Raw genomic sequence first — 26,826 nt, 5'->3', positions numbered from 1 at the left:
ACGCCGGCGCGGGTGGCGACACGCGCTGCGCCGCGCGTCGCCGCGGCGGCGTCAGAAGCGGTCGGCGAGCCCCATTGCCGGGTCGCTCACCGAGTGGCAGCCGGTTTCCACGCGGCCGGCCACGCGGCGCGAGAAGCTCGCGTCGCTGTCGGCGGTGACGATGAAGTCGTACCAGTGGCCGGTCGAGTCGAGCTTCCAGTGCAGCTCGGACTGGTCGCCGGCGCGCACCGTGACGGTCCAGGTGGTGCCGGTGCCGTGGCCGGTGGCGTTGTCGGTGCCGTGGCCATGACCGTTGCCGCGGTCGTCGTTTCCGCCGCGCCCGGACAGCGGCCCGTAGACCTGGTTCGATTTCACCGTGAAGCGCACCGTGCCGCCGCCGTCGTTGCGCAGCCGCAGATGGAGGTTGCCGCTCGCGCCCGCATAGCCGACGCGCACTTCGGGGTGCGGCGCACGCGCGCCGGCCAGACGGCTCAGGTCGCCGGTGAAGCGGCGGTGATAGCCGTTCGGGCCGAGCACCCACAGGTCATATTTGCCGCCATTGTCGGCGCGCGCGGCCCAGTCGCCGTGCAGCGTCTTGCCCGGCTCGACGACGTAGCGCTGCGGCAGCCGGTCGAGGTGCAGCTTGTCGTAGACGTGAAACACGGCGGCGGCATGGCCGGTGTTCGCGAACTTCAGCGTGACCGTGCCGGCGCCGGCATCGGTGCGCGCGCTCGCGTGCAGTTCGTACGGCAACGCGCGCGACGGGCGCACGCCGGTCGCCTGCGTCGGCAGCGCGGGCGTGGCGGGCGGCACGATCTTCGGCGCGGTTTGCTGCGCGGCGCTCAGCGCGTCGACCTGGCTTTTCGTCGTACGGCCCGCGAGCGTCGGCAGCGGCTCGTTGTTCGGCGTGCGGAAGTTGAACGCGCTCGTCAGGTCGCCGCACACCGCGCGGCGGTACGCGCTGATCTGCGGCTCCGCGACGCCGAAGCGCTTCTCGAGGAAGCGCAGCGTCGACGTGTGGTCGAACACCTGCGAGTTGACCCAGCCGCCGCGGCTCCACGGCGACACGATCCACATCGGCACGCGCGGGCCCGGGCCGTACGGACGGCCGTCGACGGCCGGCTGGCTCGACGTGGCCGGCGTGAAGTCGTGGTATTCGACCGCGACGTCGGCGGCCGACAGCGTATGGCCGCCCGCGAGCGTGCCGTCGGGGTTGCGCGACGGCACGGCCGGCGACGGCATGTGGTCGAAGAAACCGTCGTTCTCGTCGTAGTTGACCAGCAGCACGGTCTTGCTCCAGACCTCCGGGTTCGCCGTCAGCGCGTCGAGCACGGCCTGCACGTACCAGCCGCCCTGCGCGGGGCTCGACGGCCCCGGGTGTTCGCTGTACGCGGACGGCGGGATGATCCACGACACTTCCGGCAGCTTGCCGTTGCGGATGTCGTCGCGGAACGTCTCGAGAAAGCCGTACGGCATCGTGTTGCCGAAGCCCTTCGCGAGCGGGCTCAGCGGGTCGTCGATCGCCGGATCGTAGAACGCGCCGGCCGCCGTCACCGGCTGCGTGATGTCGGTCGACGCGACGTACGTGGGCCGGCGCGCGGCCGGCATCTGCTCGATCGCCGCGCGCCAGTGGCGGAAGCTCATCATCTCGTTGCAGCCGAAGTTGTCGATCAGGCTCTGGTAGACCTTCCAGTTCACGCCGGCCTGTTGCAGCCGGTCGGCATAGGTCGTCCAGGTCCAGCCCTGGCTCGACGGGCCGATGTCGTTGCCGCCGTTGAACTGGTTGTTCAGCGCGGCGATCTTCACGCGGTTGCCGTCGGCCGGGCTGATGCCGTTCGGGCCGTTGGTGCCGCTCCAGTAGAACAGGCGGTTCGCGATCGTGCCCGTGTGCATCCCGCAGTGGTAGTGGTCGCACAGCGTGAACGCATCGGCGAGCGCGCGCTGGAACGGCACCTCGGCCGCGTCGTAGTAGCCCATCGACAGCGGCGTCTTCGCGTCGGGCCAGCGGTTCATCCGGCCGTGGTCCCACGCGGCCTGCGCATCGGCCCACGTGTGCGGCGTGCCGCCCGCGCGCTGCGCGTTGCCCTGGCGCGCGTCGAGGTGATACGGCGTCACGGTCGCGGCGGGCGTCGCCTTCGTGTACGCCTGGTAGAACACGTCGCGGCCGTTCGGCGACGGCACCGCGAAGCGGTCGCCGTAGCCGCGCACGCCCTTGAACGTGCCGAAGTAGCTGTCGAACGCACGGTTCTCCATCATCAGCAGCACGACGTGCTTGACGTCCTGGATGGTCCCCGTTTCGTGGAAGGCGGGAATCGCGAGCGCGCGGCGGATGCTTGGCGGAAACGCGGACAGCGCGGCGGCGGCGAGGCCGGAACCGGCGGTTTGCTGAAGGAATTTGCGGCGTGACGTCATGGCGTTCGGATCCTGTGAGGGTGGGAGCGTTCGTGCGTTCGTCTGGCGGTGCCCGGGCGTCGTCTCGCGCCGGAACGACCGGCGATGCGTGCGCGTTGGGCGCATCGGACGCCTGTTGCGGCGGTGCGCGCATCGCCCGATGCGCGACGTCGCGCGGCTGCCGCGGCCGCCGTCGCGATCCTGCGCGCCGTGCGCTCGTGATGCGCGGAGCAGGAGTCGGCACACACCGGGCCGGCGCATGCCGGGCTGGGGCAGCGCCCAGTCTAGGGACGCGACATGACGCAGGCGTGATGAAGAAATGACATCGCATGTCGCGCATGTGACGTTGCGTGCGCAACGATTCGTTCGAGCGCGATGCGAGGTCGAAAACGGTAAGAAATTACCGATCGCCGCACGCGTGACCGGTCAGAATTTTCCGGATGGGCGCGGATCGCGCGAGCGCCCTTGGTTGCGGATGCAACCTGACGTGCAACGGCGTGACACCCGTGTTTCAAATGCGTGAAATCGGCTAAGCTCGATGCGTTGCTGCGTGCCTGCGCAGTCCGCGCGTTCGGCGCGACTTTTCGGAACCGGCCCACCCATGACCGATATCACGATCCGGCACAGCGAGACGCACGACGTCGACGCGATCCGGCAGATCGCCGCGCATCCCGCGGTGTACATGAATACGTTGCAGCAGCCGTTTCCGTCGCTCGAAAAATGGCGGAAGCGGCTCGACAACGTGCGCGAGCACGGCGTGAGCCTCGTCGCCGAAATCGACGGCACGGTGGTCGGCCATCTCGGTCTGCATCCCGAGCCGAATCCGCGCCGGCGCCACGCGGCGGCGCTCGGCATGATGGTCGACGCGGCGCGTCACGGGCGCGGCATCGGCGGTCGGTTGCTCGCGGCCGCGATCGATCTCGCGGAGAACTGGCTGAACATCACGCGTCTCGAGCTGACGGTGTTTACCGACAACCGCGCGGCGATCGCGCTCTACGAGAAACACGGTTTCCGCATCGAGGGCGAATCGCCGGATTACGCGTTGCGCGACGGCGTGCATGCGTCCGTGTATCACATGGCCCGGCTCAAGGCGCGGCCGTGAAGGGCCGGCCGCTGCGGACGTGACGGCACACGCGGCCGCGATGCCGCGCGTCATATTCAATCGAGAATTCGTTCGTTTTCCTTCGGCTGTACCCGTCGTATCGTCGAACGATTTGCCGGTCGCCGCGGCCGGCTTCGCTTTTCCGTATCGATGCATGCGCGGCGCTGCAGGTCGGCCGGCCTCGTCGTCATCGCTTCACGGCCCTCGTTGCGTGCGCGGCATCTCCCTGAAACCGTCTTGTTCAACGGAACCCGCTTCGATGAAAACCGTTCTTCGCAATCTCACCGCCGCCTGCCTGTTCGCCGCCGCCGGTGCGGCGCTTGCCGCTGCCGCGCCCGCGGGCGCCCCGGTGGCGAACGCATCGCCCGACGGTGCGCATCTGCCGCCCGGCATCGCGTGGCAACACGGCGACGTCGACGCCGCATTCGCGCTCGCGAAGCGCGAGGGCAAGCCGCTGCTGCTGTACTGGGGCGCGGTATGGTGTCCGTCGTGCAACCAGGTGAAGTCGACGATCTTCAGTCAGCAGGCCTTCAAGACGCGCTCGTCGTTCTTCGTGCCCGTGTATCTCGACGGCGATACCGAGAGCGCGCAGAAGCTCGGCGAGCGTTTCAAGGTGCACGGCTATCCGACGATGATCCTGTTCCGCCCCGACGGCACCGAAGTGACGCGGCTGCCGGGCGAAGCCGATCTCGACCGCTACATGCAGGCGCTGTCGCTCGGGATGACGGCCGCGCACCCGGTGCGGCAGACGCTCGCGACGGCGCTGAAGAACGGCGCGTCGCTGACGCCGGACGAATGGCGCCTGCTGGCCGACTATTCATGGGATACCGACGGTGCGCTGCCGGTGCCGGCCGATCGCGTCGCGCAGACGCTGCAGTCGCTCGCGCAACGCGCGCGGGCGGCCGGGGCGAAAGCCGAAGCGGCGCGCTTCGCGCTGAAGTCGGCGGTGGTCGCCGCGTCGGACGACCCGACGCAGGCCGGTGCGCTCGACAAGGCCGCGCTGGCCGATTCGCTGCGCACGGTGCTGCACGATGCCGCGCTGTCGCGGGCCGATTCGGACGTGCTGGTCGCGGCCCCTGCGCGCGTGGTGGCGTATCTCGGCGGCGACGACGCGCAGCGCACGAAATTGCGCGGCGCGTACGACACGGCGCTGGCGCGCCTGTCGACCGACACCACGCTGTCGTCGATCGACCGGCTGATGGCGCTGCACGGCCGCGTGTTGCTCGCGCGCGGCGATGCGCGCAAGGGCACGCCGGCTGCGGCACCGGCGCTGGCCGACACCGCGCGCAACCAGATCGCCGCGTCGGTGCAGGGCGCGGCGAACGCGTACGAGCGGCAGGCGCTCGTCAGCGAAGGCGCGGACACGCTGACCGACGCCAGCCTGTACGACGAATCGGATGCGTTGCTGAAGGCCGAGCTGCCGCGTTCGTCCACGCCGTACTATTTCATGTCGGGGCTGGCCGCGAACGCGAAGGCGCGCGGCGACAAGGCGGCGGCGCTCGACTGGTATCGCAAGGCGTACGACGCGGCGAACGGGCCGGCGACGAAGCTGCGCTGGGGCGCGACTTACTTCGCGAATGCGGTGGAGCTGGCGCCGAACGATGCGGCGCGCATCGAAGGAATTGCCGCCAGTGTGCTCGCGCAGGCCGACAAGACCCGCGACGCGTTCTACGGCGCGAACCTGCGCGCGCTGACCAAGGTCGTCACGCAGTTGAACCGCTGGCGCGGCAGCGGCGCGCACGACGCGTCGGTCAGGTCGGTCGTCAAGCAGTTCGACGGTGTGTGCGGGAAGCTGCCGGCCGGCGATCCGCAGGCGGCGGCGTGCGCGAAGCTGATCCAGCCCGTGAAGGCGTAACGACGCGCGAGCGCATCGTCGAGCGGGCCGGACGTTCCGTTACCGGCCCGACTGCGACGACGCGCCGCGGTCGCTGCCGTATCCGGCGTCGTGCTGGCGGGCGATCTTCGCTTCGGCGGACATGATGCTGGCCGGATAGAACCAGTCGCTCGACTGGAAGCCGGCCTGCTTGAGCGCCTTGACTTCGGCGTGGACCTGCGCGCGCGTGAGCGGCTGGTTCGACTGGGCTTGCGCGGCAAACGGGGCCGAGACGGCCAGGGCGATGGCGACGGCAGGGATCAGGCGCTTCATGATCGGGACCTCCACGATTCCGGTGAATCGCAGCGCTTCGTTTGTCGAAGCGCCAGGCGACATTGAAACCAGTGTAGGCCCGGGCGGAGGTGTGAAAAATGCGATCGCGCCCAACGCAGTGTTTTGCTCCCGGCAACAATCGGCGGATGGCGGCGGGGCCGCGCAATGCGGCCGGGCGGCCCCACGCGCGCGCGGGCACGGTGGCGTGGATTGGACCTGATTGGCCGGGCAGGGAAATGAAATCGGACCGGATGCGCATTCCGGAATCCGTTCCGGTGCGCATGCGGTCCGATCCTGAAACGCGATGCGGACGGCGACGGACGAACGCCGCCTCGATGCCAGGGCTTACACGAGCCCCGTGGCGTAGTAGACGGCGATCACGAAGAACACCGCGAGCGTCTTGATGACGGTGACAGCGAAGATGTCGCGATACGACTCGCGGTGCGTGAGGCCCGTGACCGCGAGCAGCGTGATGACCGCGCCGTTGTGCGGGAGCGTGTCCATGCCGCCGCTCGCCATCGCGACGACCCGGTGCAGTACGTCCATCGGGATGTTGGCCGCCTGTGCGCCCTTGATGAACAGGTCCGACATCGCGGCGAGCGCGATGCTCATGCCGCCGGACGCCGAGCCCGTGATGCCGGCGAGCGAGCTGACCGACACGGCAGCGTTGACGAGCGGGTTCGGGATGCTCTTCAACGCATCGCTGACGACGAGGAAGCCCGGCAGCGCGGCGATCACGCCGCCGAAGCCGTATTCCGACGCGGTGTTCATCGCGGCGAGCAGCGCGCCGGCGACGGCGGCCTTGGAGCCGGCCGCGAAGCGGTCGCTGACACGCTTGAATGCCGTCAGCACGACCAGCACGATACCGAGCAGCAGCGCAGCCTCGACCGACCAGATCGCGACGACGGTCTTGATCGACGTCGTGACCGGCGCATGCACGCCGGGCAGCACGTCCGGCGCGACCGTGTACGACGCGGCGCCGTACCACTGCGGGATCAGCTTCGTGAACGCGAAGTTCGACACGCCGACGAGGATCAGCGGCAGGATCGCCAGCGCGGGATGGGGCAGCGCCTTCGCCTCGACGCGTTCCGGCTCGTTGACGAGCGACGTGCCGTAGCCTTCGCCCTTCGCCATCGCCGAACGGCGGCGCCATTCGAGATACGTGAGGCCGACGACGATGATGAACAGCGAGCCGATCGTACCGAGCGCGGGCGCGGCCCAGGCGGTCGTCTTGAAGAACGTGGTCGGGATGATGTTCTGGATCTGCGGCGTGCCGGGCAGCGAATCCATCGTGAACGAGAACGCGCCGAGGGCGATCGCGCCGGGCATCAGTCGTTTCGGGATGTTGCTCTGGCGATAGAGTTCGGCCGCGAACGGATAGACCGCGAACACCACGACGAACAGCGAGACACCGCCATAGGTGAGCAGCGCGCACACCGCGACGATCACCGCATTCGCGCGCGAGCGGCCGATGTAGCGGATCGCCGCATGGACGATCGATTCGGAGAACCCGGACAGTTCGATCACCTTGCCGAACACGGCGCCGAGCATGAAGACCGGGAAGTACAGTTTGACGAAGCCGACCATCTTCTCCATGAAGATGCCGGAGAAGACCGGTGCGACGGCGGCGGGTTCGGTCAGGAGCACCGCGCCGAGCGCGGCGATCGGCGCGAACAGGATCACGCTGTAGCCGCGATACGCGGCGAACATCAGGAACGCCAGCGCGGCGAGGACGATCACGAAAGACAAGGGAGTCTCCTAATGGCTTTGGTTGTTGTTCGATCGCGCGACGCGCCGCGGACCGGCTCAGGTTCGTGCAGGTTTCGTGCCATCGGCCGGATTGCGCCGCCGGACATGGGCCCGCCGGCGGCCGGCGGGCCCGCGCCGGCGCAAGTCTGACGATTCTACATAAAACGTCTCCATCCGGAGACGTTTCGGCCATCCGGTCACCCCTCGAAATCGTGCAGGGCATTCCCGGACAACGCATTGCGACGTGTCTCCATAGTGAGATAATCCGTCTCGTTCCGGAGACATCCGGTCGACGATACACGGAGACGAAGACACGATGATGAACGACTGGGCGCGCCTGCCCGTCAACTACGGCGACGTGCTGCGGCGCGCCGCCGAGTCGCTGTTCCGGACTTTCGAGGATTCGAGTGCGGGCACGGTGGTCGTCGATCGCGACGCGCGCGTCGTGTGGATGAACGAGCGTTACGCGGCGCGCTTCGGTTTCGCCGATCCGCAGCAGGCCGTCGGCCTCGACTGCGAGGCCGTGATCCCGAACAGCCTGATGCGGGAGGTGGTGTCGACCGGGCAGCCGATCCTGCTCGACATCATGGAGACGGGCCGCGAGCCGCTCGTCGTCACGCGCCTGCCGTTGAAGAACGAAGCCGGCGAGACGGTCGGCGCGATCGGCTTCGCGCTGTTCGACCAGTTGAAGACGCTCACGCCGATTTTTTCCCGCTACGCGCAGCTTCAGCAGCAACTGATCGCGACGCAGCGCTCGCTCGCCCAGGCGCGCCGCGCGAAATACACGTTCGCGAGCTTCGTCGGCACGAGTGCCGCGAGCCTCGAGACCAAGCGCCAGGCGCGCCGCGCGGCGCAAGTCGATTCGCCGGTGCTGCTGCTCGGCGAGACGGGCACCGGCAAGGAGTTGCTCGCCCATGCGATTCACGCGGCGTCGGCGCGTGCGCTCCAGCCGCTCGTGACCGTCAACGTCGCCGCGATTCCCGACACGCTGCTCGAAACCGAATTCTTCGGCGCGGCGCCGGGCGCGTACACCGGTGCCGATCGGAAGGGACGCGTCGGCAAGTTCGAGCTGGCCGATCGCGGCACGCTGTTTCTCGACGAGATCGGCGACATGCCGCTGCCGTTGCAGGGCAAGCTGCTGCGCGTGCTGCAGGACAAGGAGTTCGAGCCGGTCGGCTCGAACCGGATCGTGCGCGCGGACGTGCGCATCATCGCCGCCACGTCGGCCGACCTGCCGGCGCTGGTGACGGCCGGGCGTTTTCGCGCGGATCTCTATTACCGGCTGAACGTGCTGACGATCCATGCACCGCCGCTGCGCGAACGCGCATCCGACATCGCGGCGCTGGTTTATGCGACGCTCGAGGAGCTGGCCGCCCAGCACGGACGCGCCGCGCACTGCGAGCTGACTGACGATGCGCTGCGGATGCTGTGCGCGTATCCGTGGCCCGGCAACGTGCGCGAGTTGCGCAATACGCTCGAACGCGCGCTGATGCTGTCGGACCGTTCGGTGATCGATGCGCGCGCGCTCGCGCCGTTTCTCGGGCCGGTGCGGATCTCGCCGGACGGCGCGGCGCCGGCGCAGCAGGGTGGCGCGGTGCCGGCCGAACAGCGTGCGGACGATGCGTCGACGGCATCCGGTGCGCCGGCCGCCTCGTATGCCGATGCGCTGGCGGCGTGGGAGCGTCAGTTCCTGACCGACGCACTCGCGGCCTGTGACGGGAAGGTCGTCGAAGCGGCCGCGCGCATCGGCATCGGTCGCGCGACGCTGTACAAGAAACTGGCGGCGCTCGGCATCGACCGATAGGCCGATCGGCGATGCCGATGCGGCCCGATGTAACGCATCGAACAGGAGATCACGATGAAGCGGATCGGCATCGCAGGGTGGCTGACCATGTTGCTGGCGAGCTCCGCATTCGCGCAGGCCGGCGACGCCGACACGGCCGACGCGCGGCGCAACTGGTACAACGACCCGTTCGTCGCGCTGTCGCAGGACGTCGCCGAATGCCCGTTGCCGCTCGGCCCGTGGATGACGCGCGCGGAGATGACGGACGATGCGCACTACCGCGCCGAACGCGGCACGACCTGCTGGCTCGCCCATCGCTGCACGAAGCCGAACTCGTATATGTACGATGCGTCGATCGCCGATGCGGCGAAGGCGCACTTCGCGGGCTCCGATCGTCTGCGCGGCACGAGCCTGTGGATTACCGTGCAGCGACGTTTCATCTACGTCGAAGGATGTGCGGATACGAGCGTCGATCGCCAGGCGTTGCAACGTGAATTCGAGGCAATTCCGGACGTCGAGCAGGTGTTCATTCGCATCACCGACGATCCGCGCAAGCGCTTGCCGTACAAGGCGCGCGGACAACCCGACCGCGCGCCGGACTGACGCTCGACGGGCCGCCCATGGCATACTCGCGACATTCAAAAAAAGGTTGACGGGAACCATAATGAAACACATGCTTGCGTCGGTCTGTCGGTGGCCTCGGGCGGCCGTGATGTTGGCTCTGGTTGCAGGGCTCGGCGGGTGCGGTGGCGGTGCTCCGCTGTTCACTTCGGACGGGCGCCCGACCACTCAGGTGCAATGCACCGGCAGCGACTGGAGCAATTGCACGGACAATGCCCGGGCCATGTGCAACGGAGATTTCGACGTGATCCAGCAATCGACGGATGACGCCGTGCGAAATCTTCTCTTCGCGTGCAAGAAGAAGAGCGGTTATTGATCCCGAAATGACCGGCTGAGGAGACCACGATCGGGCGAAGCGCTTTTCTGTTTGCTTGGTGTTACCTATTTTTCACGAATAACACTCACGGAGTCCCATCCATATGGCGACCTACAGGCAACTGTCCGCACAGCTCGAACGGCTTCAGCAAAAGATCGACAAGGAACGTGAAAAGGCGATTGCCGACGCGATTGCCGAAATCCGCGCGAAAATCGACGAATACGACATTACGCCGGAAGAACTCGGTTTTCGCCCGGCAGGATCGGGCGCAGCCGCTGCCGCCACGAAGCCCAAGCGGACCTTGCCGCCGAAGTACCTGAACCCGAAGACGGGCGAAACCTGGAGTGGTCGCGGGCGGGCGCCGGCATGGCTCGGCAAGAATCGCGGACGTTTCCTGATCAAGGACTGACTCCCGAAAATCCTCACCTTTCGCGTATCGACTGACGGTGCGAACGGCCATGCGGCCTTCGCACCGTTTTGTTTTTGGGCGGTCGCCATGCGATTTTCCGTCGCGAATTGAAGTGCAATGTCGCGCAATGAACGGATCCCGTTTTGCGAATTCGCCGCGATCCGACTGCATATTGCGGGGAATTTCCGTAAACAGGCGCGTAATGGCGCAATGCACGCGCATTGGCATTCGCCATTTTCGCGGTGCATGCGCGACGCGGACTTTCATCACCTTTCGCGTATTGGCGCGGTATGTCGTGCGATTCCCGAAGATACTCACCATGGCTCCTGTAAAACCTCACCTTTGAGCGCGCGACTGCAGCATCGTGCCGCGTTGCCTGCATCGTGCGAGCGGCACTGCGATGCCGTGCCGCGTGTGTTGCAGACCCATGATGCGAGCGTTGACGTCCGTCGAATAGTCGGCCGTTCGGCATATAGGCAGTCGCAGGCGCTTCGCCTATGCTTGGGGTTCGCGTCGATCGGCGCACGGCCCGCGTGGCCGCATGCCGATCGTGTCGTCTTTCGTCACCGCAGGGAGCCGATGTGACCGTTCGCCATCTCGATGCGTTGTTCCAGCCCAAGTCCGTTGCGGTCGTTGGCGCGTCGTCGCGCGCGGGCAGTATCGGCGCGATGGTGTGGTCGCGTGTGCTCGACGGCGCGTTCCAGGGGCCTGTCTGGCCGGTCAATCCGAAATATCGCGAGCTGGACGGGCATGCGGTCGTCTCGGATGTCGACCGGTTGCCCGCGCCGCCGTCGGTTGCCGTGATCTGCACGCCGCCCGCGACCTGGGCCGGCATCGTGCGCAAGCTCGGTGAGCTGGGCACGCGGGTCGCGGTGATCGTCGGCGAGGCGCGCACCGATGCCGATCGCGCCGCGGTCGATCGCACGCTGAAGGCGGCGAAGCCGTTCGTGCTCCGTATCGTCGGGCCCGGCAGCCTCGGCGTGTTGTCGCCGGCGCGGCATGCGCATTTCGGCGCGCCTGCGTATACGGCGCGATCGGGCGGCGTTGCATGGGTATCGCAATCGAATGCGCTGACGAACGCGGTGCTCGGCTGGGCCCATGCGCGGGGCCTCGGCTTTTCGCATGTCGTCGCGCTCGGCGGCGAATCGGACGTCGATGCGGGTGACGTCCTCGACTATCTGGCGAGCGATCCCGGCACGCGCGCGATCCTGCTCGAGCTCGATACCGTGCGCGCGGCGCGCAAGTTCATGTCGGCGGCGCGCGCGGCCGCACGCAACAAGCCGGTGCTCGCGTTACGTACCGGCCGTGCCGATCCCGGCGATGCGCTCTACACGGCGGCGTTCCAGCGCGCGGGCATGGTGCGCGTCGATGCGCTCGACGACCTGCTCGACGAAATCGAGACGCTCGGCGTGGGCCGCGTCACCGCACGGGGGGCGGCGACGCTCGTGACCAGCGATGCGGGCGTGGCGAAACTCGCGGTCGATGCGGTGGCCGAGGTGCGCGACGTGCTGACCGGCTGGTCGCCCGCGGCCACGTCGGCCGTCGCGGCCGCGCTGCCGCATCTCGCGGCGCCGGGCAATCCGCTCACGCTGGGCGACGATGCACGCCCCGAACACTTTGCCGCGGCGATCAAGGCGCTCGCCCCGTTTCCGCAGACGGGCACGCTGTTCGTCGTTCATTCCACTTCACACAGTGCGCCGGCCGACCTGGTCGCGCGCACGCTGATCGATTCGCGGCAGTACGCGCATCGCGGCATCCTCGCGTGTTTCTTCGGCGCGGTCGATGCGGCGACACGCGATGCGCTGCACGCGAACGGTATTCCGGTGCACACGACGCCGCAGCGGCTCGCACGTGCGTATGCGCGTCTCGTCGACTACAACCTCGGGCGCCAGCTGCTGATGCAGACGCCGGAGGGCACGCCGCCGCAGCCGGCCGAATGCGTGGCGTCCGCCCAGGCCGACGCGCGCCGCATGGTCGAAGCCGGGCAGCATGAACTGGCCGGCGAAGCCGCGCTGCGCTGGCTGTCCCATTTCGGTCTGCAGGGCGAGCAATCCAGCGAGCCGGCCGGCAAGAAGGTCGTCGATATCACGGTCGACATGTATGACGATTCGAACTTCGGTCCGGTGTTTCGCTACGCCGTGCCGCCGGCGGATGGCGTATCGGCGCCGTTCGTCGTCTACGGTCTGCCGCCGCTGAACACCGTGCTCGCCCGCGCGGTGATGGAGCGCTCGCCGTATGCGCGCAGCACGCCCGTCGAGCCGACGCTCGACGCGCTGACGGCGCTGTCGCAGGTCGTTTGCGACGTGCGCGAAGTCGTTGCGATGTCGGTCACGCTGCGCGTGCTGTCCGACCGCGCATGGGTCGTCGCGCCGCGCATCACGTTGGCTGCAGGGCGCAGCCGGCTCGCGATCATGCCGTATCCGCGGCACCTCGAGCAGACGCTCGAGTGGCATGGCGAGACGGTGACGATCCGTCCGATCCGTCCGGAGGACGAGGCCGCACACAACGAACTGCTCGGTGCGATGACGCCGGAAGATCTGCGGATGCGTTTCTTCGGCGCGGTGCGCAGCTTCGATCATTCGCAGGTGGCGCGCATGACGCAGATCGACTACGACCGCGAGATGGCGTTCATCGTGTCGTTCACCGATGTGTCGGGGCGCGACCACACGCTCGCGGTGGCGCGCGCGGTCGCCGATCCCGACAACGAGACGGCGGAGTTCGCGATCGCGGTACGGCCCGACCAAAAGGGCAAGGGGCTCGGCCGGCTGATGATGATGCGCATCATCGACTACGCACGCTCGCGCGGCACCGCGTGGATGGTCGGCGAGGCGTTGCGCGAGAATACGGCGATGATTTCGCTCGCGAAATCGTGCGGGTTTGCGGTATCGACGACGGAGGAGCCGGGCGTCGTCGGGTTCAGGATGAAGTTGCAGCCGTAGGCGTCAGTCTGTGGTCCCACGTTGCGAAGGTAACGCATGGCGTCGATGCTGCAATGTCTCGCCATGCCGCACGGTCACTCAGGAATGCAAAGGAGTTGAAACCAGTATCCGGCATGAAGCGCTCGCTGACGTGGCGAACCTGCCGGTCGAGGCGATATCGTGAAGCCCGCATCATGTCGGCAGAGGCGCGCCAGCGTGCTGCGATATTCGCCCTGCGCAACCGTTTCAAGCGATGTGCTTGCACGCATTCGTGGCCCTATTCCGGCTTCGCACATGCAAAGCCATCACGAAGGTGAGACTTTTCGGGAGCGGCGAGTGAGCTTTTCCGGGACAGCGCGGTGAGCCGATACGGGAGCGTTCGGTGAGCTTTCCCGGGAACGGCCGATGAGCGCCTGCGGGAAGGGCCGGTGAGCCTTTCCGGGACACCTCGGTGAGCACTTGCGGGAGCGATCGGTGAGGATGTTCGGGAGGCGTCAGTAAGCGTCTCCAGGAGCGTTCGGTGAGACTTTACGGGAGACTGCGGTGAGCGCTTGCGGGATGCCGAGGTGAGCTTTTTCGGGAGCATGCGAACGCACGCCTGCCGCGGGCGCCGCGCCGGCCAATGCCGGCGTGACGCGCGGGTGTGGGCACGCAGGAAGCGTGCCCACGATCACATTCACGCAGCGAGTTTCGACGCCGCGTCGTTCACCTGATCACGCGAAATCGCGAGTTCCTCGAGGTGTGGATCGGCATAGACGGCACCGGTTTCGCGCTCGAGGCGGGCGATCGTCAGCGCACAGCGCGCGGCGTCTTTCGGCATCGCGATGAAGCGCTTGACCGACTCGCCGGACGTGAACGCGTCGAACAGTGCGCCGCGCACGTCGTCCGGAAGCGTCTTGGTCCACTGGTACGGCTTGCCGTTGAACGTGATCGACGGCGGCAGCGTGCGTTCCTTCTTGGTCGCCGTGATGAGCCCGTAGGTGCGCGCCGCGTCGCCGATCTGCTCGGGCGAGAAGAGTTCGTCAGGCGTGATGTCGAACTGCTCGATGTAGTTCTCGATCGCCTGCATTGCGGCGGCACGATCGTCGCGCTTCTTCTGCGCGCGCGCGACGATATCGCGCAGTTCGTCCGCTTCCTCGGGCGTGATCGTGAAGCTTGCCTGCTTCTGCTGAAGTTCGGAGAAACGCTGGAATTCTTGATCGTTCAGAAGTTTGGCCATGACATCCATCGGACACGACGGCCGCGACAACCGGCCGCCGTAGTTTTTGAGAGGGCCGCTATTCTAGCGTAGCGCCGCGGCTGCCCGATGCGACATCGCGCATCGGGCACCGCGCGGGCGTCGTGCGCAATCGCACCCGGCGCCGCTGCGCGATGCCCGGTGCGCGTTGGCGGCGAACCCGCGCGTCAGCAGGTCTCGGTGCGGCACATCGACAGATGGGCGGCCGTGTCGCGCAGTGCGTCGACGACCACGTCGACGGTCGGCGCCATGTGCGCATCGATCCGTCGCATGTACGGACACGTCAGCACGGCCATCGCATGGCCGGCGGGCCCGAGGATCGGCACGGTCAGGTCGGTCACGCCGTAGGCCTGGCGGCTGTCCTGGCGCAGGTAGCCGGACTGCCGGATCGACTGGCATGCATTCGCGAGCTCCTGCTCGTTCAGCGGCGTTTCGCCCTTGACCTTGCGGTGCTCGGCCAGCATGTGCGCGCGTTGCTCGGGGCCCTGGAACGCCAGCAGCGTGCGTCCCGACGCGGTATCGGCGAGCCCGACGCGCGAGCCGAGCCGGACCGACACGCCCCACGGGCCAGGCCCGTCCACTTGCGCGATCACGAGCAGGTTGCCGCGATCGTAGACGGACAGGTGGCACGATTGCTCGGCGGCATCGGCGAAGCGCTGCATCGGCGGCAGCGCTTCGGCGATCAGCCGGTTCATCGGTGGATGCCGGTGCGCAAGCGCGAACAACTTGAGGCTGAGCGTATAGCGGTCGCCGCCGGTCGAACGCATCACGTAGCGGCGTGCGACGAGGCGTTCGAGCATCCGGTAGATCTCGCTCGCGTTACGGCCGAGTTCCTTCGTGATTTCGGTGCGGGTGAGTCCTTCCTTCTGCTCGGACAGGAGTTCGAGAATATCGAGGCCCTTGTCGAGCGCGGGTGCGCGATAGCGGTCGATAGCGGCCATCGATTCCCGTGCGTCGCTGCCGGGAAGCGGGTCGTTGGTTGTCTGCATTGTCGGTGTGAGGTTGGGGGATTACCGTCGATCGGTTGGCGACGCACGCTGGCCGGTTCTGCACGCGTATAGGGCGGGCCCGCGGATGGCAATGAAAGCCATCCGTATGAGCTTAGCAATAAACATACAGTGTGCAATGCAGCGTCTTTTTACCGATCATTACCGGACAAGAACGGATGGGCAAACGTTTCCGATGACAGGGGCACCCCGAATAGCCAGTATTCATGCACCGATGGCAGGCGCCACTGCGAACGATGGTCGTTCCACCGACGCCGGTGCGGCGCGTGCTGCGCCGCAGCGTCGGCAGGCGCACCAATAGTCGGTATCCGTCGCGCGTCATTTCACGGCGCGCGGCCGATGGTACAAAGGCTTGCGGGCCAGCGACGGCGCGGCCGCGCGTGCAGCCGGCCGGCATGGACCGGCACGCGTCGCGGATGCCGGGCCGTCGTCGCCGATGCGCAGACCGGCGGCCGCCCGTTCGATGCGCGCCGTACTTCCGTACGGCGCCGCGATCGCTGCGCCCGCGCGACCCTCGCGCGTCGACGGCATCCCGCATGCGGCGCCGACGCGTGCAATCGACGATCGACAATCAGTCCGGCGCGCGGCTGCGAAAGGCCGCGTCGGCCGGTATCCTGTCCCATTCGACAACAGAGGTTAAGCACGATGAAACTGCTTCGCTATGGCCCGCCCGGCCAGGAAAAGCCCGGCATCCTCGACGCGGCCGGCCGGATTCGCGACCTGTCCGCGCATGTGCCGGATCTTGCCGGCGAGGTGCTGTCCGACGCGGGTCTCGCGCGGCTGCGCGCGATCGATCCGGCCACGCTGCCGCTCGTGTCGGGCGAGCCGCGCATCGGCGCGTGCGTCGGTCACGTCGGCAAGTTCATCGGCATCGGCCTGAACTATGCCGATCATGCAGCCGAAGCCGGCATGCCGGTGCCGAAGGAGCCGGTCGTATTCGGCAAGTGGACGAGCTCGATCTGCGGCCCGAACGACGGCATCGACATCCCGAAGGGTTCGGTCAAGACCGACTGGGAAGTCGAACTGGGCGTCGTGATCGGCGCGAAGTGCAAGGACGTCGACGAAGCGCGCGCGCTCGATTACGTCGCGGGCTACTGCGTCGTCAACGACGTGTCCGAGCGCGAATGGCAGATCGAGCGCGGCGGCCAATGGGACAAGGGCAAGGGTTTCGACACGTTCGGCCCGATCGGCCCGTGGCTCGTCACGCGCGACGAGGTGCCCGATCCGCAGCGTCTCGACCTGTGGCTCGAAATCGACGGCCACCGTTATCAGAACGGCAACACGCGCACGATGGTGTTCACCGTCGCGCAGCTGATCGCGTATCTGTCGACCTGCATGACGCTGCAGCCGGGCGACGTAATCACGACCGGTACGCCACCGGGCGTCGGCATGGGGATCAAGCCGTCGCCGGTATTCCTGAAGGCCGGCCAGATGGTGCGCCTCGGGATCGACGGGCTCGGCGAGCAGTTGCAGAGCACGCGCCACGCGCAATGAGCGCGTGAGCGACGCGGGCCGGCTGGAGGACGCAGCCCCCCGCGCTGGCCATGCTGCCCGCCACGTCGGCATGAATGCCGGCGGCGAGCGGCGTGCCCGAACGACGAGGCAGCTCGAACCAGGGGCCCGATTCCGCGCGATGCGGAATCGGGCCCTTGTCGCATGTCCGCGGCGGTGCGAAGCGGATCAGACCACGTTGTCCAGCTCGCAATGCGCTTCGAGCCGATATCCGTCGGGGTCGACGACGAACGCCGCGTAGTAGCCCGGGCCGTAGTGCTCGCGCTTGCCGGGGCCGCCGTTGTCCTTGCCGCCGTGCTCGAGCGCGGCGCGGTAGAACGCATCGACCTCGACCGGCGACGCGGCCTTGAACGACAGGTGCAACCCCGAATCGGGATCGGCGACGACCGGGCGAGCCGCGTGCTGCAACCACAGCTCGGGCTCGGTCGTGCCGTACCCGATCGCGTTGTCGTCGCTATACAGACGCTTGTAGCCGAGTGCGCCAAGCGTGCTGTCGTAGAAGGTGCGGCTGCGGCCAACGTGTGCAACGCCGAATGAAAGGTGATCGATCATCTGTGGTTCTCCTTGAACTGAGGGGGACGTCAGAACGGCAAACCTGCCTGGAGGCACCATGCCAGCCGCTTGCAGCGAAGCGCGCCGAGCGTACTCGCCTCGTACGTGCGGCCGGCGACGGTGTGGATAACGCTGAACGAAAAGCGATCGATCATCTGTGTCTCCTTGGATTGAAGGGAGCGTCGGTGCAGCAACCTGTTTTTAACCACCATGCCGGTTATGTTAGAAATCGCTCCGGCGCTTGTCAACCGGCATGGTGGTTAGATACGATCGCGTCATGAGAAAAACGCAACCTTCCGTCGCGATCGACTGCCTGATCCCGGCGCCGCCCGAGACGTTGAGCCTCGATTTCGCGAACACGCTGTACTGGCGCGGCAGCGATCCGCCGACGGAAACCTTCGGCGCGCTGGACGACCTGCTCGCGTGGTGCCGCGAGCAGGCCGGCGTACCGGCCGGGCTGGTCGACGCGTGTCGTGAGCAATATCCGAACCCGAAGAAGAATGACGAGCCTCCGATGCTCGCGCAGGCGCTCGCATTGCGCGAGGCGCTCTACCGGCTCTTTCACGCGCAAGCGGAGCAGCGCGAGCCACAGCCCGACGATCTCGCGCTGCTCGGCGGCTTTCTGGCGGAAGCGTCGCCGCGCGTTGCGCTGGCGCGCGTCGACGGCCGCTACGCGTGGCGGATCGATGCGTCAGGTGCGACGCTCGCGGGGCTGCTGAGTCCGGTGCTGTGGTCGGCGATCGACCTGCTCGGCGGCGCGCGGCTCGCGAAGGTCAAGCGCTGCGCGAACGATGCATGCCAGTGGCTGTTCATCGACGACAGCAAGAACGGCAGCCGACGCTGGTGCTCGATGTCGTCGTGCGGCAATCGCGCGAAGGCGTATCGCCACTATCACAAGGCCGAATGACGGGGCGGCCCGAACCTATTTCGCCGACAGCTTGCGCCACAGCGTCGTCTTGCTGATGCCGAGCATCGCGCAGGCGCGATCGCGGTCGCCGCCGCACGCGTCGAGTACCGCGCGGATCTCGTCGGCTTCCGCGCGACGGCGGCGTGCGTGGAGCGTTTGTCCATCGTCGTCGGCGCCCCCACCGGCGTCGGGCGGCGCGGCGAACAGCTCGGGCGCGATCACCTGCAGCGCGCCGGCGGCGAGCGCCGCACACGCGGCGTCCGGATCGCTCTCGTCGACGTCCTCGGCCAGCTCCACCGCGATCCGCTCGACCACGTTCTGCAACTCGCGCACGTTGCCCGGCCAGCGGTAGCGCGCGAGCGTCGCTTGCGTCGCGCCGAGCACGCGCAGCGCGTCGTCGGTGTCGCGCACGCGTTCGGCGAGACGCGGCTCGCGCCGCGCGGCCTGCACGAGCAGCGTCGCCGCGAGCGCGGGAATGTCGGCCGCGCGTTCGCGCAGCGGCGGCAGGCCGACGTTCAGGATGTTGAGCCGGTAATAGAGATCCGCGCGGAACGTGCCGGCCTCGACGGCCGCGAGCAGCGGCCGGTGCGTCGCGGCGATCACGCGCACGTCGATGCGGATCGGCTCGGTCGAGCCGAGGCGGATCACTTCGCGTTCCTGCAGCACGCGCAGCAGCCGGCTCTGCAGCGACGGCGGCATCTCGCCGATTTCGTCGAGAAACAGCGTGCCGCGATGCGCGGCCTCGAACAGGCCGGTCTTGCCGCCGCGCCGCGCGCCGGTGAATGCGCCTTCCTCATAGCCGAACAGTTCGCTCTCGAGCAGCGCTTCCGGAAACGCGCCGCAGTTGACCGCGACGAACGGATAGCTGCGCCGCGCGGACAGCGCATGCAGGCTCTGCGCGATCATTTCCTTGCCGGTGCCGCTTTCGCCGAGCACGAGCACGGTCGCGTCGGATTTCGCATAGCGGCGCACGAGCTCGCGCACGCGCGTCATCGGCGCCGAGGCGCCGACCACGTCGTCGAGCGCATAGCGGGCCGCGAACTGCTGCGTGGTCGGTTGCGAACGCAGCGCGCGATCGAGCCGTTCGACCGCGCGCGATTCCTGGAACGTCAGCACGCTGCCCGACGTGACGCCGCGATCGACCAGCGGCCCGCGATGCACGACGTAGCGCACGCCGCGCACGGTCGCGAGCGCGTCGCCGTCCTCGCCGCGCAGCGTGCGCAGTTCGGGCCGCAGGTCGACGAGCGCGCGGCCGACGGCCGCCGCGGGTTCGACCCCGAGCGCCGACGCGAGCCGCTCGTTGATCGCTTCGACACGGCCGTGCGCGTCCAGCGCGACCACACCGTCACGCAGATGCTGCAGCAGCGTGTCGAGCCGCTGGCGGCGGAATGCCTCGGCGTGCGTCGCATACGCGACTTCGAGCGCCGTCTCGACGGCCTTGCGCACCGACGCGTGCGAATACAGGAACACCGCGCCCATGCCGGCGCTGGCCGCGAGATCGGTGACGAGGCCGGGGCCGACGATCGTCTCGATGCCGCGATCGCGCAGGTCGTGCACGCAGGCTTCCGCTTCCTGCGCGGACTGATATGACGCAAACTGCACGTCGAGGCCGTACGCGGCGACGAAGCGACGCACTTCGGGCGGCGTTTCGCCGGCGCTGACGAGCGCGATCCGCGTCGCGTCGCGTCGCGCGCGCGCGAGCGCCTGCATCACGTCGAAGCCGGTCGGCGACACGACCACCACCGGCACCTGCGCACGCGTTTTCAGAAAGCCGCCGTTCGAGCCGGCCGCGACGATCACGTCGGGCCGCGCGGTGCCCGCCTCGGCGATCGCGCCGAGCGCATCTTCATAGGCGCGCGTCACGATGCGCACGTCGGCGCGTTCGTCGAACTCGCCGGCGATCTCGCGAAACAGGTCGCGCAGGCGGCTGATGCCCATTGCCCAGATGCGCGGACGCACCGTGCGGTCGGCCGGGCCGACGGGCTTGGTCGAAGAGAGGTCCATGACCGCCGATTATGCGCGCGCGATTTCATTTTTGAAACACGAAATTGCCGAATTGAAATCTTCCGGCGCCGCCTCGCCCGGGGCGGGTGCTTAAGAATCAGTGGGTTAGCGACGTTTCGCAAGCTGGCCCGGTCCTTGCTGTTATCGGGCATTCCATCAGGAGGCCGTTCATGAGCAATACGCATCTTCAGAGCGCCGGCGCGAAGTTCCGCGCGGCAGTCGCGGCCGAGCAGCCGCTGCAGGTGGTCGGCGCGATCACCGCGTACGCGGCCAAGATGGCGCAGGCCGTCGGCTTCAAGGCCGTGTACCTGTCGGGCGGCGGCGTCGCCGCGAACTCGCTCGGCATCCCCGACCTCGGCATCAGCACGATGGAAGACGTGCTGATCGACGCGAACCGGATCACCAACGCGACCGACCTGCCGCTGCTGGTCGACATCGACACGGGCTGGGGCGGTGCATTCAACATTGCGCGCACGGTCCGCTCGTTCATCAACGCCGGCGTCGCGGCCGTGCACCTCGAGGACCAGGTCGGCCAGAAGCGTTGCGGCCACCGTCCTGGCAAGGAAGTCGTGCCGATCGACGAAATGGTCGATCGCGTGAAGGCCGCGGTCGATGCGCGTACCGACGACCAGTTCGTGATCATGGCGCGCACCGACGCGGCCGCCGCGGAAGGGATCGACTCGGCGATCGAGCGCGCGGTCGCGTACGTCGAAGCCGGCGCGGACATGATCTTCCCGGAAGCGATGAAGACGCTCGACGACTACCGCCGCTTCAAGGCTGCCGTGAAGGTGCCGATCCTCGCGAACCTGACCGAATTCGGCTCGACGCCGCTGTTCACCGTCGACGAGCTGCGCGAGGCGAACGTCGACATCGCGCTGTACTGCTGCGGCGCGTATCGCGCGATGAACAAGGCCGCGCTGAACTTCTACGAAACGCTGCGCCGCGACGGCACGCAGAAGGCGGCCGTGCCGACGATGCAGACGCGCGCCGAGCTGTACGACTTCCTCGGCTATCACGAATACGAGCGCAAGCTCGACGAACTGTTCGCGCAGGGCAAGAAGTAACGCGGCCCGCATCCCCCGATACCCATTGGAGAAACAAAACATGAGCGAGACGAAAGACGCAGCAGCACCGGCCGCCGCAGGCGCATTCAAGCCGAAGAAGTCGGTGGCGCTGTCGGGCGTGACGGCCGGCAACACCGCGCTGTGCACGGTCGGCAAGACCGGCAACGACCTGCACTATCGCGGCTACGACATTCTCGACGTCGCCGAATCGTGCGAATTCGAGGAAATCGCGCACCTGCTGGTGCACGGCACGCTGCCGAACCTGACCGAACTGGCTGCGTACAAGACCAAGCTGCGCGCGCTGCGCGGCCTGCCGAGCGCGCTGAAGGCCGCGCTCGAGCAGATTCCGGCGTCGGCGCATCCGATGGACGTGATGCGCACGGGCGTGTCGGTGCTCGGCACCGTGCTGCCGGAGAAGGACGACCACAACCTGCCGGGCGCGCGCGACATCGCCGACCGCCTGATGGCGTCGCTCGGCTCGATGCTGCTGTACTGGTATCACTTCTCGCACAACGGCAAGCGCATCGAAACGGAAACCGACGACGATTCGATCGGCGGCCACTTCCTGCACCTGCTGCACGGCAAGACGCCGTCGAAGTCGTGGGTCGAGGCGATGCACACGTCGCTGATCCTGTACGCGGAGCACGAATTCAACGCATCGACGTTCACGGGGCGCGTGATCGCGGGCACGGGCTCGGACATCTACTCGGCGATCACCGGCGCGATCGGCGCGCTGCGCGGGCCGAAGCACGGCGGCGCGAACGAAGTCGCGTACGAAATCCAGAGCCGCTACAGCTCGCCTGACGACGCCGAAGCCGACATCCGCCGCCGCGTCGAGAACAAGGAAGTGGTGATCGGCTTCGGTCACCCGGTCTATACGATCTCCGATCCGCGCAACAAGGTGATCAAGGGCGTCGCGCACAAGCTGTCGAAGGAAGCGGGCGACCTGAAGCTGTACGACATCGCCGAGCGCCTCGAATCGGTGATGTGGGACGCGAAGAAGATGTTCCCGAACCTCGACTGGTTCAGCGCCGTGTCGTATCACATGATGGGCGTGCCGACCGCGATGTTCACGCCGCTGTTCGTGATCTCGCGTACGTCCGGCTGGAGCGCGCACATCATCGAGCAACGCATCGACAACAAGATCATCCGCCCGAGCGCGAACTACACGGGCCCGGAAGACCTGCAGTTCGTGCCGATCGAGAAGCGCTGAAACGCCCGCCGCGCGTGCCGGCGCCCGTGAGGATGCGGGCCGCCGGCGCGCGCGGAACGTCATACCCAGATTTCCGCCCCACATCATGAATACCGCCAACCGCAAACCCCTGCCCGGCACGTCGCTGGACTATTTCGACGCGCGTGCCGCGGTCGACGCGATCGCGCCCGGCGCCTACGACACGCTGCCGTACACGTCGCGCGTGCTCGCCGAAAACCTCGTGCGCCGTTGCGATCCGGCGATCCTCGCCGATTCGCTGAAGCAGATCATCGAGCGCAAGCGTGAACGCGATTTCCCGTGGTTCCCGGCGCGCGTGGTGTGCCACGACATCCTCGGGCAGACGGCGCTCGTCGATCTCGCCGGCCTGCGCGACGCGATCGCGGACGGCGGCGGCGACCCGGCGAAGGTGAACCCGGTCGTGCCGGTGCAGCTGATCGTCGACCACTCGCTCGCCGTCGAATGCGGCGGCTTCGATCCGGACGCGTTCGCGAAGAACCGCGCGATCGAGGATCGCCGCAACGAGGATCGCTTCCACTTCATCGAGTGGACGAAGAAGGCGTTCGAGAACGTCGACGTGATCCCGCCGGGCAACGGCATCATGCACCAGATCAACCTCGAGAAGATGTCGCCGGTGATCCAGGCGCAGGATGGCGTCGCGTTCCCGGACACCTGCGTCGGCACCGACAGCCACACGCCGCACGTCGACGCGCTCGGCGTGATCGCGATCGGCGTCGGCGGGCTCGAAGCCGAGAACGTGATGCTCGGCCGCGCATCGTGGATGCGCCTGCCCGACATCGTCGGCGTCGAGCTGACCGGCAAGCGCCAGCCCGGCATCACCGCGACCGACGTGGTGCTCGCGCTGACCGAGTTCCTGCGCAAGGAAAAAGTGGTCGGCGCGTACCTGGAATTCCGCGGCGAAGGCGCGGCGAGCCTCACGCTCGGCGATCGCGCGACGATCTCGAACATGGCGCCCGAATACGGCGCGACCGCCGCGATGTTCTTCATCGACGGCCAGACGATCGACTACCTGCGCCTCACCGGCCGCAGCGACGAGCAGGTGAAGCTGGTCGAGACCTACGCGAAGGCAGCGGGCCTGTGGGCCGATACGCTCGCGAACGCGCAGTACGAGCGCACGCTGACGTTCGACCTGTCGAGCGTCGTGCGCAACATGGCCGGCCCGTCGAACCCGCACAAGCGGCTGCCGACGTCGGATCTCGCCGCGCGCGGCATCGCCGGCCAGTGGGAAGAGAAGCCGGGCGAGATGCCCGACGGCGCGGTGATCATCGCCGCGATCACGAGCTGCACGAACACCAGCAACCCGCGCAACGTGATCGCCGCCGCCTTGCTCGCACGCAACGCGAACGCGAAGGGCCTCACGCGCAAGCCGTGGGTGAAGAGCTCGCTCGCGCCCGGCTCGAAGGCGGTCGAACTGTATCTGGAAGAAGCGAACCTGTTGCCCGAACTCGAGAAGCTCGGCTTCGGCATCGTCGCGTTCGCGTGCACGACCTGCAACGGGATGTCGGGCGCGCTCGATCCGAAGATCCAGCAGGAGATCGTCGATCGCGACCTGTACGCGACGGCCGTGCTGTCCGGCAACCGCAACTTCGACGGCCGCATTCACCCGTATGCGAAGCAGGCGTTCCTCGCGTCGCCGCCGCTCGTGGTCGCGTATGCGATCGCCGGCACGATCCGCTTCGACATCGAGCGTGACGTGCTCGGCCACGATCCGGACGGCCAGCCCGTCACGCTGAAGGACATCTGGCCGACCGACGAGGAGATCGACGCGATCGTCGCGTCGAGCGTGAAGCCCGAACAGTTCCGCAAGGTCTACGAGCCGATGTTCGCGCGCAGCGCCGATGCGGGCGAGCGCGCGGCGCCGCTGTACGACTGGCGCGCGCAGAGCACGTACATCCGCCGTCCGCCGTACTGGGAAGGCGCGCTGGCCGGCGAGCGCACGCTGAAGGGCATGCGCCCGCTCGCGGTGCTCGGCGACAACATCACGACCGACCACCTGTCGCCGTCGAACGCGATCCTGCCGAACAGCGCGGCCGGCGAGTACCTCGCGAAGATGGGCCTGCCGGAAGAAGACTTCAACTCGTACGCAACGCACCGGGGAGACCACCTGACCGCGCAGCGCGCGACCTTCGCGAACCCGACGCTCGTCAACGAGATGGCGGTCGTCGACGGCGCGGTGAAGAAGGGCTCGCTCGCGCGCGTCGAGCCGGAAGGCAAGGTCATGCGGATGTGGGAAGCGATCGAGACGTACATGAATCGCAAGCAGCCGCTGATCGTCGTGGCCGGCGCCGACTACGGCCAGGGCTCGTCGCGCGACTGGGCCGCGAAGGGCGTGCGGCTCGCGGGCGTCGAGGCGATCGCCGCCGAAGGCTTCGAGCGCATCCACCGCACGAACCTGATCGGGATGGGCGTGCTGCCGCTCGAGTTCAAGCCGGGCACCAACCGGACGACGCTCGGCATCGACGGCACCGAGACCTTCGACGTGATCGGCGAGCGCACGCCGCGCGCCGATCTCACGCTCGTGATTCATCGCAGGAACGGCGAACGCGTCGAGGTGCCGATGACGTGCCGGCTCGATACGGCCGAGGAAGTGTCGATCTACGAAGCGGGCGGCGTGCTGCAGCGGTTCGCGCAGGACTTCCTCGAATCGTCGCAGGCAGCCTGACCGGCGCACATTGAGAACACAGACATGGCTCATATTCCTCAAATCAGGATTCCCGCGACCTACATGCGCGGCGGCACCAGCAAGGGCGTGTTCTTCCGGCTGCAGGATCTGCCGGATGCCGCGCAGACGCCGGGTGCCGCGCGCGACGCGCTGCTGCTGCGCGTGATCGGCAGCCCCGATCCGTACGGCAAGCAGATCGACGGGATGGGCGGCGCGACGTCGTCCACCAGCAAGACGGTGATCGTGTCGAAGAGCACGCGGCCGGGGCACGACGTCGACTACCTGTTCGGGCAGGTCGCGATAGACAAGGCGTTCGTCGACTGGACCGGCAACTGCGGCAACCTGTCGGCGGCGGTCGGCCCGTTCGCGATCAGCGGCGGGCTGGTCGATCCGGCGCGCGTGCCGCGCGATGGCGTCGCGACCGTGCGGATCTGGCAGGCGAACATCGGCAAGACGATCATCGCCCATGTGCCGATCACGAACGGCGCGGTGCAGGAGACGGGCGACTTCGAGCTGGACGGCGTCACGTTCCCGGCCGCCGAGGTGCAGCTCGAATTCATGGATCCGGCCGCGGAGGAAGAAGGCGCGGGCGGCTCGATGTTCCCGACCGGCAACCTCGTCGACGATCTCGCGGTGCCGGGCATCGGCACGCTGAAGGTGACGATGATCAACGCAGGCATCCCGACGATCTTCGTCGACGCGGAAGCGATCGGCTACACGGGCACGGAGCTGCAGGACGCGATCAACGGCGACCCGAAGGCGCTCGACAAATTCGAGACGATCCGTGCGCACGGCGCATTGCGGATGGGCCTGATCGACACGCTCGACGAAATCGCGACGCGGCAGCACACGCCGAAGATCGCGTTCGTCGCGAAGCCGGCCGACTACGTCGCGTCGAGCGGCAAGCGCGTGAACGCGGGCGATGTCGACCTGCTGGTGCGCGCGATGTCGATGGGCAAGCTGCACCACGCGATGATGGGCACGGCGGCGGTCGCGATCGGCACGGCCGCGGCGATCCCCGGCACGCTCGTCAATCTCGCGGCGGGCGGCGGCGAACGCCACGCGGTGCGCTTCGGCCATCCGTCGGGCACGCTGCGCGTCGGCGCGGAAGCGCGGCGCGAGAACGGCGAGTGGACCGTCACGAAGGCGATCATGAGCCGCAGCGCGCGCGTGTTGATGGAAGGCTGGGTGCGGGTGCCGGGGGATGCGTTCTGAGCGTGGTCGTCGGGATCGGCG

21 protein-coding genes are annotated in these 26,826 nt (G+C 67.7%); 13 read left to right on the top strand and 8 right to left on the bottom strand.

The genetic code is table 11. From position 1 onward, the window contains the following. Positions 1–51 precede the first annotated feature (51 nt). Entirely contained in the window at positions 52–2,391 is a 2,340-nt protein-coding gene (locus KU887_RS25390) for a phosphocholine-specific phospholipase C (RefSeq protein WP_258255824.1), read from the bottom strand. A gap of 580 nt (positions 2,392–2,971) precedes the next feature. Here KU887_RS25390 and KU887_RS25385 point away from each other — a divergent pair. After that, positions 2,972–3,472: a GNAT family N-acetyltransferase gene (locus tag KU887_RS25385; RefSeq protein WP_006490146.1), complete on the top strand. Its 501-nt coding sequence runs from the start codon at positions 2,972–2,974 to the stop codon at positions 3,470–3,472. 259 nt (positions 3,473–3,731) lie between these two features. Continuing rightward, positions 3,732–5,327 carry a thioredoxin family protein gene (locus KU887_RS25380; RefSeq protein WP_258255819.1) on the top strand — a complete coding sequence of 532 codons (1,596 nt, stop codon included), beginning with the start codon at positions 3,732–3,734 and terminating at the stop codon, positions 5,325–5,327. Positions 5,328–5,366: 39 nt separating this feature from the next. Here the strand turns inward: KU887_RS25380 and KU887_RS25375 are convergent, their stop codons facing one another. Continuing rightward, positions 5,367–5,618: a DUF4148 domain-containing protein gene (locus KU887_RS25375; RefSeq protein ID WP_006490126.1), complete on the bottom strand. Its 252-nt coding sequence runs from the start codon at positions 5,616–5,618 to the stop codon at positions 5,367–5,369. Positions 5,619–5,963: 345 nt separating this feature from the next. Beyond that, the gene (locus tag KU887_RS25370) at positions 5,964–7,367 is read right to left on the bottom strand and encodes a GntP family permease (protein WP_006490148.1); all 1,404 of its coding nucleotides are present in this window, start codon (positions 7,365–7,367) and stop codon (positions 5,964–5,966) included. Positions 7,368–7,683: 316 nt separating this feature from the next. On the opposite strand from KU887_RS25370, the gene KU887_RS25365 reads away from it, so the two are divergent. From KU887_RS25365 to KU887_RS25345, 5 genes are all read left to right on the top strand, one after another. Next, positions 7,684–9,171: a sigma-54-dependent Fis family transcriptional regulator gene (locus KU887_RS25365; protein ID WP_006494351.1), complete on the top strand. Its 1,488-nt coding sequence runs from the start codon at positions 7,684–7,686 to the stop codon at positions 9,169–9,171. Between the two features lie 54 nt (positions 9,172–9,225). Further along, entirely contained in the window at positions 9,226–9,753 is a 528-nt protein-coding gene (locus tag KU887_RS25360) for a BON domain-containing protein (RefSeq protein WP_006490158.1), read from the top strand. Between the two features lie 61 nt (positions 9,754–9,814). Beyond that, complete coding sequence (locus KU887_RS25355) at positions 9,815–10,087, top strand: hypothetical protein (protein ID WP_012493616.1); 273 nt, start codon at positions 9,815–9,817, stop codon at positions 10,085–10,087. Between the two features lie 103 nt (positions 10,088–10,190). After that, the gene (locus tag KU887_RS25350; protein WP_006490176.1) at positions 10,191–10,496 is read left to right on the top strand and encodes an H-NS family nucleoid-associated regulatory protein; all 306 of its coding nucleotides are present in this window, start codon (positions 10,191–10,193) and stop codon (positions 10,494–10,496) included. A 581-nt stretch (positions 10,497–11,077) separates the two neighbouring features. Further along, a complete protein-coding gene (locus KU887_RS25345) occupies positions 11,078–13,435 on the top strand; it encodes a GNAT family N-acetyltransferase (protein ID WP_006494355.1) in 2,358 nt (785 codons plus the stop codon). 655 nt (positions 13,436–14,090) lie between these two features. On the opposite strand, the gene KU887_RS25340 is transcribed toward KU887_RS25345, so the two are convergent. Beyond that, the gene (locus KU887_RS25340) at positions 14,091–14,642 is read right to left on the bottom strand and encodes a hypothetical protein (RefSeq protein WP_034178622.1); all 552 of its coding nucleotides are present in this window, start codon (positions 14,640–14,642) and stop codon (positions 14,091–14,093) included. A 176-nt stretch (positions 14,643–14,818) separates the two neighbouring features. Next, entirely contained in the window at positions 14,819–15,640 is an 822-nt protein-coding gene (locus tag KU887_RS25335) for an IclR family transcriptional regulator (protein ID WP_006490143.1), read from the bottom strand. A 663-nt stretch (positions 15,641–16,303) separates the two neighbouring features. On the opposite strand from KU887_RS25335, the gene KU887_RS25330 reads away from it, so the two are divergent. Continuing rightward, positions 16,304–17,152 (top strand): ureidoglycolate lyase, encoded by an 849-nt coding sequence (locus KU887_RS25330; protein WP_006481667.1) that lies wholly within the window; start codon positions 16,304–16,306, stop codon positions 17,150–17,152. 186 nt (positions 17,153–17,338) lie between these two features. Here KU887_RS25330 and KU887_RS25325 read toward each other — a convergent pair whose 3' ends face one another. Continuing rightward, positions 17,339–17,722: a VOC family protein gene (locus KU887_RS25325; protein ID WP_006481651.1), complete on the bottom strand. Its 384-nt coding sequence runs from the start codon at positions 17,720–17,722 to the stop codon at positions 17,339–17,341. Between the two features lie 29 nt (positions 17,723–17,751). Then, positions 17,752–17,877, bottom strand: a complete 126-nt coding sequence (locus KU887_RS25320) for a hypothetical protein (RefSeq protein WP_006494357.1) — start codon at positions 17,875–17,877, stop codon at positions 17,752–17,754. Between the two features lie 122 nt (positions 17,878–17,999). On the opposite strand from KU887_RS25320, the gene KU887_RS25315 reads away from it, so the two are divergent. Continuing rightward, positions 18,000–18,629, top strand: coding sequence for an ABATE domain-containing protein (locus KU887_RS25315; RefSeq protein ID WP_006494358.1), 630 nt, complete (start codon positions 18,000–18,002; stop codon positions 18,627–18,629). A 15-nt stretch (positions 18,630–18,644) separates the two neighbouring features. On the opposite strand, the gene prpR is transcribed toward KU887_RS25315, so the two are convergent. Further along, entirely contained in the window at positions 18,645–20,633 is a 1,989-nt protein-coding gene (prpR, locus tag KU887_RS25310; RefSeq protein WP_059722160.1) for a propionate catabolism operon regulatory protein PrpR, read from the bottom strand. A 170-nt stretch (positions 20,634–20,803) separates the two neighbouring features. Here prpR and prpB point away from each other — a divergent pair, with 170 nt between their 5' ends. The 4 genes from prpB (at position 20,804) to prpF (ending at position 26,805) form a co-directional block, all read left to right on the top strand. Then, positions 20,804–21,697: a methylisocitrate lyase gene (gene prpB, locus KU887_RS25305; RefSeq protein WP_006481649.1), complete on the top strand. Its 894-nt coding sequence runs from the start codon at positions 20,804–20,806 to the stop codon at positions 21,695–21,697. A gap of 40 nt (positions 21,698–21,737) precedes the next feature. After that, positions 21,738–22,910, top strand: a complete 1,173-nt coding sequence (gene prpC, locus KU887_RS25300; RefSeq protein ID WP_006491569.1) for a 2-methylcitrate synthase — start codon at positions 21,738–21,740, stop codon at positions 22,908–22,910. An 85-nt stretch (positions 22,911–22,995) separates the two neighbouring features. After that, entirely contained in the window at positions 22,996–25,590 is a 2,595-nt protein-coding gene (acnD, locus tag KU887_RS25295) for a Fe/S-dependent 2-methylisocitrate dehydratase AcnD (protein ID WP_006481668.1), read from the top strand. A 24-nt stretch (positions 25,591–25,614) separates the two neighbouring features. After that, on the top strand, positions 25,615–26,805 hold the full coding sequence (gene prpF / locus KU887_RS25290) for a 2-methylaconitate cis-trans isomerase PrpF (RefSeq protein WP_258255807.1): 1,191 nt from the start codon (positions 25,615–25,617) through the stop codon (positions 26,803–26,805). The last annotated feature ends 21 nt before the right edge of the window (positions 26,806–26,826 follow it).

The organism is Burkholderia sp. EMB26, from assembly GCF_024730645.1.
Lineage (GTDB): Bacteria > Pseudomonadota > Gammaproteobacteria > Burkholderiales > Burkholderiaceae > Burkholderia > Burkholderia cenocepacia.
Note: the sequence above shows the minus strand (reverse complement) of the source record. Positions and strands in the feature narration are given on the sequence as shown.